Here is a 13,236-nt window from a genome sequence, read left to right as displayed (position 1 = left end):
GCGCGTTAAGGCGGGGAAGTCTTTGGGCTAATGCACCCACACGGTATCGGGGTCGACGTCGTTTTGCCGCTGGCGGCCGAGCAGAGCGTTGAGCTGTGCTTTGGCCTGGGCATGCACGAAGCGTTCGAAGGTGACAAAGCGCGCGTCGGATAACGGGTGCTGCGCATAGGTGTGCGCGGCGCCTTCGGCATTTTCCGCCAGTTGGGTCAATTGGCGACGTTGCGCCTCGGTGGCCGCGCGGTACCAGGTCGGGGTGCCCCGGTGGTAATCGTCGGTCTGAATGTCCAGCAAGCGGGCACGCAAGGCTTTGAGGCAATCGGCGTGGCTGCTCGCCTCGCTGAAGGTGACGTGGCGATATTCCTGTTGCGCCGGGATGAAGCCCAGGCTGGCCATGAAAGTTTGCAGGCCCGCACGGGATGTGAGGGCGACTTGCTCCAGCAGATAAGCGCGCATGGCGGCGTCTGCGCACCAGGCGAGGATATGCGCCTGGCAGAGGATTTCCGTGTCGAACCCATGAAACTGCTGGGCCTGGGGCGCTTCGGGGGTACACAGCAGCAAGCGTTGGAGGCGACCCTGTGCGTCGGTCTCGCGCAGCAGCCAGAGGTCCTTGAGCACGCAGCCATTGAGCGCAACGGTGCTCGCGCCGAGTGGCGCACTGGCGCCCTGACGCAGACGGGTAAACCGTTGATAGTCTGCCTCGGTGATGTGGTTTTGCAGCTTGGCCGTGTAGGCCAGGGCATGGATGCGACGGTCGAGCATCTGTTCGAGGGCGGCGTGGATCTCGGATTTGGCGTAGTACTCGCGCCGCACGGTCTCAAACTCCACGCGCGGTTTGAGGGTGTTGAGCAGGCCGACCAGGTAGACGGGGGTCAGCTCCTGATAGTCCTCGGCCAGCGGCGCGTCGGCATAGGTGAAGGTGGTATTGAGCAAAAACGCCGACCCGGCCAGTTCGTCACCGCTGTGCAGGCCCCGTAGCGCCAGCTCGGTCAGGCTGTGTGTTTGCTCGTAGGTCCCGACCCTGGCCACACTGCGGCGCGTGCGCACTTGCAAGCGGTCGGGGTCCAAGTCGGTGATTTCCAGGTCGCTGGCCAGTTGTTCGAGCACCTGGTAACGCGCCAGGGTCGGCGGCGAGGCGGCATGGCCGAACAGGTTCAGCAGGGTTTGCCGAGCCTCGTCGTACTCGCTGAGGTGGCGTGCCAGGGCTTCGCGTTGGGGGCTGGGCGCGTTGCGATACCAGGCCGGGGCGCTGTATTCAAGGCAGCGGTCCAGCAGGCGTTGGGCGCGCAATTCCAGGCGCAGGCCGAGATCGGGCAAGGCCGCGCGGATGGCGTCGTCCAGGTCCGTAAGCAATTGTTGGGCGCTGTGGCCGGGGTTGTTTTCCAGGCTCAAGGCCCAGTCGATATCCCGCGCACGCTTGGCCAGCCTGGCGTCGTAGGCGTGTTCGCACAGCGGTTCGCCATCGATCGGCGCCAGCGCCAGGGGCCAGATGCCCATGGCTGAAAGCGCCTGGTATTGCTGGGGCAGCAGGCTGATGAACGCCTTGCGCCAAGTGCCGACCGCCATCGCGTCGCGCAGCCGGGTGTTCATGTCGGCCAGCGAGCTGAACGACTCGAAGCCACGGGCCGGGGTAAACAACACGACGTAGCCGACATCGTCAGCCGGGGTCAGTTGGGTGACCACGGGCGTGTTCTTTTCGGTCAGCACAAAGGCCCCGGCGAATTCGATCGTCTGCGCTTGATAGCTGAAGGTCAACGCATAGATACCCGGTCGAAAGGTCGGCCCCAAACCCAGGTTCTGCACCAGTCGCGCCTCCTCACGCTGCAGCAGATAGCCCTGAAAGTTGAGCTTGGCTTCCAGTTCCAACGCGGCCAGGCCAGCGTCATTGGCCATGAAGGTGCGCAGGCTTTTGCTGCCCAGCACACTGACTTCATCGAGTTTCTGCAGCTGCGGCGTGAGGTCGCGTTGGAGCGTCGCCAGCAGTTGTTTGCCCTCTTCACTCTGCAGGTCGGCCTGTGCCACACCGGCATACAGCGCACGACTGCTATCGAAATGAGCGTGCGTGTGCGCCTTGAGCGTCTGGTTGAGTTTTTCAAGCTGCTGCAACTCGACGGGGAGCGGCCGTTTGGACAGTAACGGTGTATCGGCTTCAAGTAACTGGTGACCGATCTGATGCAGATAGCCCCGTATTTCCAGAGATGTCGGCGAATACGGGGAAGAAATCAATGTGCTCATCGCACTGGCTCCATGCGCATGGGAAGAGCCATCAGCATGGTGGGCGCCCGGCGCAGGCCGGTGGTAGTTAAGTAGGCGCGGGCTGCGACCGTTGGTCGACTGATCTTGAACAGTATTAAGATATATCTTAAGTTATATCTTAACCAAAACGGAGAGACCCAAAATGAGCGAGCATCATCCCCACGGCGAGGGCCGCGACGGCTTCGAAAAACGCCCCGGCCGCGAACGCGGCGGTCGCGGCCCACGCGTGTTTGCCCCCGGCGACCTGAAGTTGCTGTTGCTGGCGCTGATCGCCGAACAGCCGTGCCACGGCTACGACCTGATCCGCCAGATCGAAGGCCTGTTCGACGGTGCCTACAGCCCCAGCCCCGGCGTGATCTACCCCACCCTGACCTTTCTTGAAGAAAGCGAATTGATCAGCGGCGACGCCGAAGGTGGAAAAAAGCGCTACACCGTCACCGACGCCGGTCGTCTTTCTTTAGGTGAGCAGGCGATTGCACTGGAAGGCGTGCGCACGCGCATCGACGTCAGCAAACGCTCGCTGCGCGGCCATGATCGCCCGCCGGAAATCCACGAGGCGGTGCATAACCTGCGCCATGCCCTGCAACTGCACCACGGGCGCTGGAGCGCCGAAGAAATCGCGCGCGTCGCCGCGTTGCTCAACAGCACCGCCCACGCCATCGTCGACGGCCCGGCCGTTCAACCTATCCAGGGGAAAACCCAATGAATACGCCCGTCATCCATCGCGTCACCCACGAGATCAAACGCCGTCGCCTCGACGTGCTGCGGGTGGTCGATCTCACCCCGCGCATGCGCCGCATCACCCTCGGCGGGCCTGAGCTGGCGGGGTTTGTCAGCCTGGGCAGTGACGATCACATCAAGCTGATGTTCGCGCAGAACGCCGCCGAGCAGGCCGCCCTGCAAAGCCCGACGTTCAACATCAAGGGCGATGGCCCGCAGCCGGCGATGCGCGACTACACGCCACGGCGTTTCGACCTGAGCCTTGGCGAGTTGGATATCGACTTCGTGCTGCACGGCGATGGCCCCGCTTCTACCTGGGCCGAGCAGGCGCAAGTCGGCCAGCACCTGTACATCGGCGGCCCACGGGGCTCGATGATCGTGCCGGATATCTTCGACAGTTACCTGCTGATCGGCGACGAAACCGCCCTGCCCGCCATCGCCCGCCGCCTCGAAGAACTGCCGGCCGGGCGCAGGGTGCTGGCGGTGATTGAAATCGCCGATGCCGCCGAGCAACAGGCGCTGCAAAGCGCGGCCGAGGTTGACGTGATCTGGGTGCTACGCGGCCAGGCTGACCTGCTCGACACCGTGCGCACACTGACGTTGCCGAGCGGTGCGCTGTACACCTTCGTGGCGATGGAAACCAAGCTGTCGCGCCAAGTGCGCCGAGTGCTGCTGGACACGCACAAGGTCGATGAAGCGTTCCTCAAGGCCGTCGGTTACTGGCGCGCCGAGGGCAGTGAGGAAGCGTGAGCCTGGCGCGAGTGTCACGGCACCCCCATCACGAGTACCCCGCTGCCGCTGGTGGCGCCAGCAGCAGGTAGCGACCCCGCTCGCCGAACGAGAGAAAACGTCACATCGTCGCCCCCCACGCTGTTGGTAATGCGGGTCAGGAATGAACCGTTGACCGGAACCGCAGCCCCGGCACGGATGAGGGCCGTGCCTACGTCCGGGTTGGTCATCGTGAGCAGGCGTGTATCAAACGACGACGGATTGCCTTTGTAAGAGATCGTGATCGGTGTGGTAATCCCGCCGTCCGGACAGGAGTAGGTGAGCCGGCGGTCGCTGCGGATGGACGTTGTCAGCGGATCGGCGCCGATTGCACGTTGGTGGACGTTGCCGAAGTTGATCTCGATCGGGTTGTTATTGTTGATCGTGCAGGTTGACGGGGTGATGGTGAAGTTGTTGGCGGCGGTGTAGGTAACTGAGATCCGCGCCGTACTTGCGTTGTAGTTGTTCGTGGCGGCGAGACGCAGGATCCCGAGCGTATCGCCTATTCGAATATCGATCGGATTAGACGGGTTGTTGCGCACCAGAATATAGGGCGTGACATCGATCGGGTAACCTCTCTCGTCGTCAGGCAGCGTGGCGACCCGTATTCCATTCGGGATAGGAATATTTCGGTACGCTCCATTCATTCGTAAACCAGCGCCTTCTTGGCTGAATTTGATACCCGGCACCCAGGGGGTCCCCGCCGCGCTACCCGTTGACCAGTAGTCCTGCCGGGAAGACGGGCTCTGCGCCCCTCTGGAAAACCCACATTCAAGTCGCGCGCCTTCCAACATGATCCGTGTACGATCTGCGGCCAAGGTAACGGTAACGGTAACGGGAACCTGTAGGGGTAGGTCCCCGAATATCGGTTCCCACGGTCCGCCATTCACACGGCATGTCGCTGCGCTCACGGTCGTACTGAAACCAATCAGGACGAACAGCGCCATCGCACCATATAGTTGTTTCATGTTGATCTCTCTTGCTGCTCTACCCAAGCATTGCCCAGCGAACATTCAGCCCGCGCTTTAAAGCCGCCCTGGGGAGCGTTGAGGTTTGTCTGAGGCGGTTACGGATAGTCCAGCGTGAACGTCGAGGTCACCGTGAACAGACCGTGCCCGATGGTTTGATCCCTGATCGCATCCGGCTCACCCTGCACATAGGCCTTGAGTTCAATGACATTGCTGCCGTTACTCAACACCTGTTCATCGCTGACGGTATTCAGCGGCAATGGCTTATTGCTCGGCGTCTCCAAACCGACCGCGATACCTGAGGCACCGCTTCCACCATCGAGCGCGAGCAATCCGGGGAGTGCCATGTTTTCCCTACCGCCGAACGTGACGGTGACCGTGTTGCCAATCGTGGTGTCGCAGTCCTCCAGGTGCAGTTTGAAACCCTTCCCCTGTGAGCGCGTGTTGATATAGAGGTGCTTGCTGGTAACGTCCCAGAGTTCCAGCGTGATTGCCTCGTCGCCAGGGCGGATCGTGCAGGCCTCTTCAACCAGGTTGCCCTTGAAACTCAGGTTGTCCGCCGCATGCCCCTCGGGCATCAGGCCGAAGATGAACAGCACTGCCAGCCCGGCACATGGCCAACCTTTATGAAGCATTTCATGTTGCATGGGCTCAACTCCTACTCGTATTCGGCCAATAGCGTGGCCACCGCCGTAAACCTTGCCGGGGTCAGCACTGCACCCAGCGGTTTGACCGGAACCACTTCCAATGTCGGCGGTGACGACAGGCTTATGTCCAGTGGCGTATTGAGTGGAAACGGCACGTTATTCTGAAAAATCCGAATGCCCAGGTCAGGCACATTGGTCTGCACCGCTGAGCCGTCAAAAGTCGTGGGGGTGCCGTTGACGCTCAGTTTCAGTTCCCATGGGAGCGTGGCGGGGCTACAGCTGATGGTGTAACCGAGCCCCTTGCGGTATTTCACACCGTCGACGCGCTTTACGCCGACATCCCCAAAATCGACTTCAATCGTGTTGCCGCCATCAATCGTGCAAGGGGGAGGCTCATTCAGTGTTCCGCTAAAGGTCACGTTGGCCGAAGCACCACTGCAAAGGCCGATGGACCAGCAGACGAGCAACGCTCGCGGCTGCCAAAATGTCATTGATCGTTCCTCTTCATTGGTAATCGACCACAAGGGTGGCGGTCGCATCAAATGCGCCTCCCGTCAGCTTGCTACCTGCCCGTTTGACCGGCACCGCCTGCACCACCGGAAAGTTCGGATAAGTAAAATTCACTGCCGTATTCAGCGGCCAATCAGCCCCATTCACGAACAGCTTTACCCCAAGATCCGGTTTGCGGGTCACGAGTACGCCATTATCAAACGCAGCCCCCGAGCCCTTGAGTTCCAGGGTCAACGCGTTGCTGAAGGGGGAGTCACACGTGACGGTGTAAGGCACGTCTCGACGATAATTGACCCCGTCAACCCGTGACGTCAGCAGGTCATTGCCAAAAGGCACATCGAGCGTGCTGCCGCTGTTAATCACACACGGCGGCGGCGCAATGATGACCGCGCGGATGGTCAGGCTGGTTTCAGCGTGCACGCCTTGGCCGACAGCCCACAGCAGGCCGCCACCGATAAGAATGGCCCGCAGACCGGTTGAGGTTGCCATCGTTCTGCCCCTACTCATAATTGAGCCTGAAATCCACCACGGCCCGAAATGCGCCACTGGTCAACGCCGCAGAGGTGCGCGTGGGTTGAACATTCCAGGTCTGGATATTGCCGCCCAGGGGCAAAAACAAAGGTTCGCCCCTTGAACCCAACTGCACATCCCGCCCCAGTGCATCGGTCAAATGCAGGCCCATCCCGGTGACGCCTTGCACTTTGACCAGCCGCGGATCATCGGCATCGGCAGGCGCGGAAAACGCCACCGACAGTACGGGTTGAAAGGCACTCCATGTCAGGTTCCCGGTACGTTCACTGCGGATGCTGCCTGCCGTGCGGTGGCAATCGGTAAACCGCAGCTGAAATGCCACGGGTTTTGCCTGATCGCCGGGACGTTGCAACTGGCTGGTCGACACGGCGCCCAGCTCAATCGTTTGATGGAGTGATGCCATCTCCAGGCTGCAGGGGGTTTCATGCATGGTTCCGGAAATGTTCAGCAGCCCATTCATGCCCTCGACATCCTCGGCATGCGCGCCCCCCGCAAAGGCCAGTAACAGGCCGCCCAAGACCTTCACATGGTGCGACTTCATGATGTTCTCCAGCAGCAGGCGCTACTCATTAGCCGTTGATACTTGCAAGTTGACGTTGCAAGTGTTGCCACCGCAGGTGAAGGCCAGTAGCGGACGTCCGCCGTAATCATTCACGTAGGCCAAATACGGCGTGGTGCCGAGTGCCGTGGCCGTTGGCCCCAAGGTCAGCGTACCTTTGGGCGGGACCATCAGGGGTTCGAAACCGGGCACGGTTTTACCGTCCTTGGTGCTGCGCGCATCCACCAGGGTCACGTAGTAAGGCGTAGGGTTATTCACCCGATACCGCTCGCCTTCGCGAGTCAGGGTTAGCTTTTCCTGCCAAGGGTTGGATAGATCCTGCTGGCTTGGCGCAATGGCTTGCGGTCGGTAGAACAATTTAATCCGGGTCTGCAGCGCAATTTGCAGGGTGTTGGCCTTATCGCTGCGCGGCGGAATTTCCCTCAAGTTGAAGTAGTAGACCGTCTCTCGATCCTGCGGTAACGATTTGGCCGCCGGCAACGCCTGGACTTTCACCTGGCTTTGCTTCCCTGGCTCCAAGCGTTGAACCGGCGGTAGCACGATCAAGGGCGAGGTGATTTTTTTGCCCTCTTCATCCTCGATCCAGCCCTGGGCCAAATACGGTAACTGGGTATTGTTATTGGTGATGTTCACGCTGGTGGCATCTTTGCCGCCATCAAAAATCACTCGGGTACGATCCAGGCCAACCGCCGCGTTGGCACTCTGACTCAAGCCCAGGGCCAGCAGCGTGAAGGCCTGGAGTGTGAGGCGTGTATTGAGCATCATGAGGATGTGTTCTCCGTATCGATAGGCTTGCCGGTCAGCGTCGCTGGCTCGGACAAGGATTGATCAGTGGCTACCCTCCGGCAGCCCAGTTGCAGGGCATCGGTCAAGCCATTCGCGGGCAAAACGCCTGGGAGCGTGAGGATGCATCGCTCGGCCCCTCCCCAACTGACGATCATCTCTTCGCCGGCCTGAATACCACTCAGGTAGACATTGCCGCCGTCATTCACAATCCCGGTGTCCTGCTGTTTGACGTTCTTCACCGTCGCGCCGAAGGGCGGCGAACTGCCATCCGGCAGGCGAAGAACCGCCATGGCTTTTTCGCCGGAAATCACGTCCAGGAACCGATAACCGATCGCCCCCTCGGTGAGCGTCAGTTGCGTGACGGATTGAGTGGCTTCGACATTGCTCGGCAAACTCTCCAGATCGACACTGGCCGCCGTGCGCTGATAGCTGCCGATATCGGAAATGACCGCTTTGCCGAAGGCGTTGCTGCGGGTCGGTGCGCCATAACCCCGCACAGGCACATCGGGGACACCGGCGGTATCGACCATCAGGCGGGTTCCGCCCGTACTGTTGGTACGATGGAGTGCTGCACCGTAAGGCGTGAGCGTGCCGCCGCCGCGAGCGGACACACTGAGGCTGGTGTAGCTGCCTTCGCGTTTACTGGCGGCGAGATCAATGTCTACCTGGTCACCCACATGACTCAGATAACCACTGGCAGCGTTATCGCTGGCACTGAGCTGGTAGCTATTACGCTCATCGAGGCGATCACTGTAGCGCGTCGAAAGACTGTTATTGCCTGCCGCTCGATTGGCGTCCAGCGACAATGTACCGCTGCGCCCCAACGGCAGGCTGACCGTCAGCGCCATGCCGTTATCCTTATAGTTATATTCCTGAGTGCGGTACATATTCAGCGATAAGCTCATGTTCTTGACGCTTCCAACATTAAAGTAGCGTGACACCGACACATTCCAACGCTGAGTGGCCGAGCGTTCCCAATAAGTCTGCTTGTTGTAACTTAGGTAAACGGTCGCACCCAGATCCCGAAATTGCTTATTCACCGTGGCCGTATAAAGTGCCTTGCTGCCACCAATGGGCCTCCAACTTGTGTGGAACTCACTGTCCTTGTCGAGCCCGGCGAGTTCGCCGTTCCTTCCGTAATGTCGAGCATCGAGGTATTCACTCATGCTCAAATAGTTCTTCTCGGAAAAGCGATAACCGGCAAAGGTGACTTGGCTGTCGTACTGTTCAAACTTCTTGGAATATTGAAGACGGTATGATTTCCCCGAGAGCGTCTCATTCCACACACTGGCGCGCGACTGAGTAGCATCCAGCGACACGGCGCCGAACGCCAACAGGTCACGACCTGCCCCAACAGACATCGCTCGGTAGTTGTTATCCGTTATACCGCCGCCATACAGCGACCAGCCGTTACTGATGCCCCACGAGAACTCGCCACTACCAAAAAAGTTGCCATCACCGCCGTACTGAAGATTGGACGGTCGCCCAGTCGCCAGTTTGTAACGAACTTGTCCCGGCCGCGTCAGGTAGGGAACGCCTGCCGTATCGATCTGAAACGTGTGGACCGAACCATCCTGCTCTTCCACCCGCACATCGAGCCTGCCGCTCACGGCGTCATGAAGGTCCTGAATACGAAAAGGCCCTGCCGCGACCAGCGTTTCATACAGCACACGCCCCTGCTGGCTGATGATGACCCTTGCATTGGTTTTGGCGACCCCGACAATTTCAGGTGCGTAACCACGCAAGTTGGGTGGCAGTTGGCTTTCATCCGAATTGAGTGCGGCGCCGGTAAAGCGGAAGCTGTCAAACAGGTCCGAATACAGGTAGTCCTCACCCAGTACCAGGCGCGCTTTCAGCGCAGGAATTGCGCGATAGGCATAGTAGCGACTCCATTCCAGCTTCGGATGCCTGGACGCCTCTTCACGATCTCTGTCGACACGCCCCTGCCAGTCTGCCCGCAAGCGCCACGCCCCGGCATTGGCCCCGACGGTTCCGTTACCACTGAAGTTATTGCGGACACTGTCATTCTTTTGGTGGCTGGAGAGCGCCGTCACGTTGTAGTCAATCAGCAACCCCGACACGCCCTCGTCCCAGCGGGAGGGCGGGTCCCAGTTGATGGCACTGTATTCAAGATAGGCTTGGGGGAGGTTGATATTCAGCGTGGAGGTGGCCAAATCTCCACTGACTTCCATACCCGGTAAACCTTGTATATCCAGGCACTCCCCGCCTTTCCACCAGGTGAGCTTGGCAGCGCCGGACGCCTTCAGGCCCAACTGTTCCACAAGACCGTGCGATATACAGGCCTGACTACCTTTGGGATCATTATCCGGGGGATAGAACGCCACCGATTGCTCAGAAATGGGCTGGCTATTTATCTGTACAACCATCGAGTAGGTGCCCGGCAGAATAAACCCGCTGCGTGCAAACTGAGACAAGTCAATATTGGTGCGGTCAACGAGATCAAGAACATCCGTATTAAACTCGATATCCCCTGCACTCAATGCAGTTCCCACCACTGCCATCAACCCGCCAAACAGGCTTGGGCGGAGCGTATTTTTGATCTTCGACGCATTCAACATGAAAGCAACCCATCACTGTTCAAAAGTATTCCAACTTGAACCGCACTGCGGCAAGGTGAGCGCCAGGTACCAGCGGCAGTCCGTTGCCAACCAGGCGAAGCGTGTAGTGAAGTGTCATGTCACCTTCAGCCAACGGAAGCAGCGCCATCGGCTCACCCGGAACACTCTCTTGACCGGCCGCATCCCAAATATGAAGAGCGACCCCCTCTGAATTGCCGAAGGCAGCAAAGGAGCGACCTTCTCTATCGCGAGGACCGTCAAACGTCACTTGCAGATGCTGCCAATCAGGCAGACTTACGCCTGGGCGCAACGGGTCAGGGCGACTCAATGAGCAATTGACCAGACGCAACTGGAAGGGGTGTGGTTCTCCCCTCGTATTGCGCAAGAGTCGACCTATTGGTTCGGGAGCCATCTCGATGGATTGATCGGCACTGGCCAATTCCAGCCCGCAAGCGGAGTCAATGACCTCTCCTCCCAACGTGACGACCCCATCGCCTTGCGCCGGCGTTTGCGCGAAAACGCAAGGGTTGATGAACATCGCCAATGACGAGGTGATAGCAACGCGTATGAATGTTTTCACCGATTTCTCCCACCAGCGTCCCCGCCACCCTAAGTGGCGGGGGAAGAACTTACTGATAAGCCAAGGTGAAATTGGTTACCGCGCTGAAACTACCCGGGACGATCGGGTCCGTAGCGGCGCCTTGTACATAGGCACCGAACTCCAGGGTGTTATCACCGACGACAATGGCCTGCGGGGTCGTAGGGACACCCAACTCAACGAGTTTGCTGCCATGCGTCATCATGATGCCGACGCCACCCGCGCCGCCGACAGTGCCGATCGCGCCAGGCACAGCGCTTGAGGGCGCCGCGGTGAAGGTGGTCGTCACGGTTTTATCTGTGAGGCCCGTCAAATCGCAGCCTTCAAGTTCGATAAGTACACGCCGGGCTTCAGACTTGCCTCCGCTTTGCAACTGATGCTTTGCAATCGCCCCCAAGTTAACGGTCTGATCGACGGAGTCAGGCTTAATAGAGCAAGCACCCGAGTGGACCGACCCGATAAACGTAACCGTTCCATCCGCCGCATTTACAACGGACGCCGAACCCATCAACAGCCCGACAGCCAACAGTGCAGTTTTCATTTTGCTTTTCATTTGCCAATACTCACACATTAATAAACCTCATTAAGAAAGCCTGCCGCAGCAGTGCAGCAGGACTTATTAAGCAAGCAACGAACAGGGTGTAGTTCCTGATTCCATCTCGGCAAAAGTTTGGATCACGCGATTGCGCGCAAAACGGCTTTTCCAACTATTTGTATTGCAAATCAGGATCACGTTCGAAGCCGGGCAAGTTTCCCCTGCCGCCATGAAGAAGTAAGCCGTCCGCTTCGCAAATTTGCGTAGCTTTGTTACACCCAGACACATAGGAAAATTATGGCAATTTGCCAAAACTTTAAAAACAGCCGTAAGAAACAGACTACATGCAAGTTAATGAGAATCTATTAACTACGAACGGGTATGTAAGAACTGGATTACAGACACAAAAAAATAACAGCATCTACTGGGTCAGACCCACTAACTAATTAAGTAATGAGCGCGGAGAGGAAGCCGTCTGTCCCTCGGCGAGTTAGATATCGATTTCGTGCTTACTTTTGCGCTTTTCAAAAGTGAGCCGCCGTAAGGGCGGAACCCATAGCGGCCGTTACCTGAATAATGGATATGTACTCATTCCAACCCGAGCAAAGGGTCGGCTCACAGGCCGCCACGGGAGCAAGCTCCCTCGCCACAGGTCCGTCGAACGACCAATAAAATTGTGTAGATACGCATGGTCATCGCGGGCAAGCCCGCGCTTTTTTACGGTGCCCGCTTGAGCAATTTGTCAAAACCCACAACCGCCAGCGCAATCAGCACAAACCCGGTCAAAATCCCCCCGGCATTCATAAACACCTGTGGATAACCGAGGGTGCCGACGTCGATGAACGGGTACTGGTACTGCCCGAGCATATCCCCGCGCAGCAGCACATAGGCGAAGTACACCAGCGGGTACAGCACCCACAGGCCAATATGTTTGAACCGCAAGGCGCCCTTGGGCACGCAGCGCCACCAGTAGACGACAAACAGCAGCGGCATCACGTCGTGCAGCAATTCGTCGGCGATGAACTGGAACCCCTCGGGCTGCCACAAATGCCGCAGCAACAGGTTATAGGCCAGGCTCACCAGCACAATGCTGACGGCAATCGCGCTGCTGACCCTGGGCGCCAGGAAAAACCGCTTCGCCGCTGAATCACGATGAACCACGGCGTAGCTCAGCACCACCACCACCAGGGTGTTGGTCAGCACCGTGAAGAAGCTGAAGAAGTTGATCAGCCCGCCCAACAGACTGGCGCCCGTCGACCAGCGCGAATAGAAAATCAGGTATTGCTGAACCGCCAACCCCACCCAACCGGCCAGGGCGGCCGCCGCTACACAGCGCTTCATGGGTTCAGTCCAGCGGGCGTTTGGTGCGCATCAGTTTCACGTACAGCCCTTCGACTTTCTCCCGCGCCCACGGGGTTTTGCGCAGGAACGTCAGGCTCGACTTGATGCTCGGGTCGCTCTTGAAGCAGCGAACATCGATGCGCTCGGCCAGACCGCTCCATTCGTAGTGTTCCACCAGGGTAGTGAGGACGTGTTGCAGAGTCACGCCGTGAAGCGGGTCGTTGCTTGTCGCGGTCATGCCAGGCCTATCGCAAAAAGAGGAAATACAGCCGCGCACCTTAGCCGACGGGGCGAACAGGTGGAAGCACCGCATTGAATATAGCCCCTGGGGAAAAGTTGCTCTTTTCAGGGCAAAAAGAGATGTTATATTATAACGACAACAAGCAAAAACAACCCGTTCGATCACGTCTGCCGCCTTCTCTTTTTTGTCGTTTTGCCAAG

The 13,236-nt window shown here is 58.8% G+C and carries 14 protein-coding genes; 2 read left to right on the top strand and 12 right to left on the bottom strand.

Features of this window, described 5'->3' with window-relative positions; translation table 11 throughout:
• Positions 1–27 precede the first annotated feature (27 nt).
• Positions 28–2,232: a dermonecrotic toxin domain-containing protein gene (locus tag ACP7CJ_RS00915; RefSeq protein WP_426099642.1), complete on the bottom strand. Its 2,205-nt coding sequence runs from the start codon at positions 2,230–2,232 to the stop codon at positions 28–30.
• Positions 2,233–2,395: 163 nt separating this feature from the next.
• Here ACP7CJ_RS00915 and ACP7CJ_RS00910 point away from each other — a divergent pair, with 163 nt between their 5' ends.
• Positions 2,396–2,959: a PadR family transcriptional regulator gene (locus tag ACP7CJ_RS00910; protein WP_426099643.1), complete on the top strand. Its 564-nt coding sequence runs from the start codon at positions 2,396–2,398 to the stop codon at positions 2,957–2,959.
• Positions 2,956–3,723, top strand: coding sequence for a siderophore-interacting protein (locus ACP7CJ_RS00905; RefSeq protein ID WP_276196665.1), 768 nt, complete (start codon positions 2,956–2,958; stop codon positions 3,721–3,723). The genes ACP7CJ_RS00910 and ACP7CJ_RS00905 overlap by 4 nt, the downstream gene beginning before the upstream one ends.
• A gap of 14 nt (positions 3,724–3,737) precedes the next feature.
• Here ACP7CJ_RS00905 and ACP7CJ_RS00900 read toward each other — a convergent pair whose 3' ends face one another.
• From ACP7CJ_RS00900 to ACP7CJ_RS00850, 11 genes are all read right to left on the bottom strand, one after another.
• Positions 3,738–4,709, bottom strand: coding sequence for a fimbrial protein (locus ACP7CJ_RS00900; RefSeq protein WP_426099644.1), 972 nt, complete (start codon positions 4,707–4,709; stop codon positions 3,738–3,740).
• Positions 4,710–4,807: 98 nt separating this feature from the next.
• Positions 4,808–5,356, bottom strand: a complete 549-nt coding sequence (locus ACP7CJ_RS00895) for a fimbrial protein (RefSeq protein WP_276196663.1) — start codon at positions 5,354–5,356, stop codon at positions 4,808–4,810.
• A gap of 11 nt (positions 5,357–5,367) precedes the next feature.
• Entirely contained in the window at positions 5,368–5,847 is a 480-nt protein-coding gene (locus tag ACP7CJ_RS00890; RefSeq protein WP_276196662.1) for a fimbrial protein, read from the bottom strand.
• A gap of 13 nt (positions 5,848–5,860) precedes the next feature.
• Positions 5,861–6,355, bottom strand: a complete 495-nt coding sequence (locus tag ACP7CJ_RS00885; RefSeq protein WP_276196661.1) for a fimbrial protein — start codon at positions 6,353–6,355, stop codon at positions 5,861–5,863.
• Positions 6,356–6,365: 10 nt separating this feature from the next.
• Entirely contained in the window at positions 6,366–6,938 is a 573-nt protein-coding gene (locus ACP7CJ_RS00880) for a fimbrial protein (RefSeq protein WP_276196660.1), read from the bottom strand.
• 21 nt (positions 6,939–6,959) lie between these two features.
• A complete protein-coding gene (locus ACP7CJ_RS00875; RefSeq protein ID WP_276196659.1) occupies positions 6,960–7,721 on the bottom strand; it encodes a fimbria/pilus periplasmic chaperone in 762 nt (253 codons plus the stop codon).
• Positions 7,718–10,321 (bottom strand): outer membrane usher protein, encoded by a 2,604-nt coding sequence (locus ACP7CJ_RS00870; RefSeq protein ID WP_276196658.1) that lies wholly within the window; start codon positions 10,319–10,321, stop codon positions 7,718–7,720. Before ACP7CJ_RS00870 ends, ACP7CJ_RS00875 begins: the two co-directional genes overlap by 4 nt.
• Before the next feature lie 19 nt (positions 10,322–10,340).
• Positions 10,341–10,901 carry a fimbrial protein gene (locus ACP7CJ_RS00865; protein ID WP_276196657.1) on the bottom strand — a complete coding sequence of 187 codons (561 nt, stop codon included), beginning with the start codon at positions 10,899–10,901 and terminating at the stop codon, positions 10,341–10,343.
• 49 nt (positions 10,902–10,950) lie between these two features.
• Complete coding sequence (locus ACP7CJ_RS00860; RefSeq protein ID WP_276196656.1) at positions 10,951–11,460, bottom strand: fimbrial protein; 510 nt, start codon at positions 11,458–11,460, stop codon at positions 10,951–10,953.
• Positions 11,461–12,171: 711 nt separating this feature from the next.
• Positions 12,172–12,795, bottom strand: coding sequence for a Pr6Pr family membrane protein (locus tag ACP7CJ_RS00855; protein WP_426099645.1), 624 nt, complete (start codon positions 12,793–12,795; stop codon positions 12,172–12,174).
• A 4-nt stretch (positions 12,796–12,799) separates the two neighbouring features.
• The gene (locus ACP7CJ_RS00850) at positions 12,800–13,033 is read right to left on the bottom strand and encodes a VF530 family DNA-binding protein (protein WP_010212838.1); all 234 of its coding nucleotides are present in this window, start codon (positions 13,031–13,033) and stop codon (positions 12,800–12,802) included.
• Positions 13,034–13,236 lie beyond the last annotated feature (203 nt).

The sequence above is a fragment of the Pseudomonas sp. PSPC3-2 genome (assembly GCF_049897085.1).
In the GTDB taxonomy this organism is placed as follows: Bacteria; Pseudomonadota; Gammaproteobacteria; order Pseudomonadales; family Pseudomonadaceae; genus Aquipseudomonas; species Aquipseudomonas paraveronii.
The sequence above is the reverse complement of the archived record's forward strand: the minus strand, read 5'-3'. Positions and strand labels throughout refer to the sequence as shown.

Coding starts and splice junctions, on each gene's coding strand:
- ACP7CJ_RS00915 (WP_426099642.1), bottom strand. CDS start 2,232: ATGAGCACATTGATTTCTTCCCCGTATTCGCCGACATCTCTGGAAATA.
- ACP7CJ_RS00910 (WP_426099643.1), top strand. CDS start 2,396: ATGAGCGAGCATCATCCCCACGGCGAGGGCCGCGACGGCTTCGAAAAA.
- ACP7CJ_RS00905 (WP_276196665.1), top strand. CDS start 2,956: ATGAATACGCCCGTCATCCATCGCGTCACCCACGAGATCAAACGCCGT.
- ACP7CJ_RS00900 (WP_426099644.1), bottom strand. CDS start 4,709: ATGAAACAACTATATGGTGCGATGGCGCTGTTCGTCCTGATTGGTTTC.
- ACP7CJ_RS00895 (WP_276196663.1), bottom strand. CDS start 5,356: ATGCAACATGAAATGCTTCATAAAGGTTGGCCATGTGCCGGGCTGGCA.
- ACP7CJ_RS00890 (WP_276196662.1), bottom strand. CDS start 5,847: ATGACATTTTGGCAGCCGCGAGCGTTGCTCGTCTGCTGGTCCATCGGC.
- ACP7CJ_RS00885 (WP_276196661.1), bottom strand. CDS start 6,355: ATGGCAACCTCAACCGGTCTGCGGGCCATTCTTATCGGTGGCGGCCTG.
- ACP7CJ_RS00880 (WP_276196660.1), bottom strand. CDS start 6,938: ATGAAGTCGCACCATGTGAAGGTCTTGGGCGGCCTGTTACTGGCCTTT.
- ACP7CJ_RS00875 (WP_276196659.1), bottom strand. CDS start 7,721: ATGATGCTCAATACACGCCTCACACTCCAGGCCTTCACGCTGCTGGCC.
- ACP7CJ_RS00870 (WP_276196658.1), bottom strand. CDS start 10,321: ATGTTGAATGCGTCGAAGATCAAAAATACGCTCCGCCCAAGCCTGTTT.
- ACP7CJ_RS00860 (WP_276196656.1), bottom strand. CDS start 11,460: ATGAAAACTGCACTGTTGGCTGTCGGGCTGTTGATGGGTTCGGCGTCC.
- ACP7CJ_RS00855 (WP_426099645.1), bottom strand. CDS start 12,795: ATGAAGCGCTGTGTAGCGGCGGCCGCCCTGGCCGGTTGGGTGGGGTTG.
- ACP7CJ_RS00850 (WP_010212838.1), bottom strand. CDS start 13,033: ATGACCGCGACAAGCAACGACCCGCTTCACGGCGTGACTCTGCAACAC.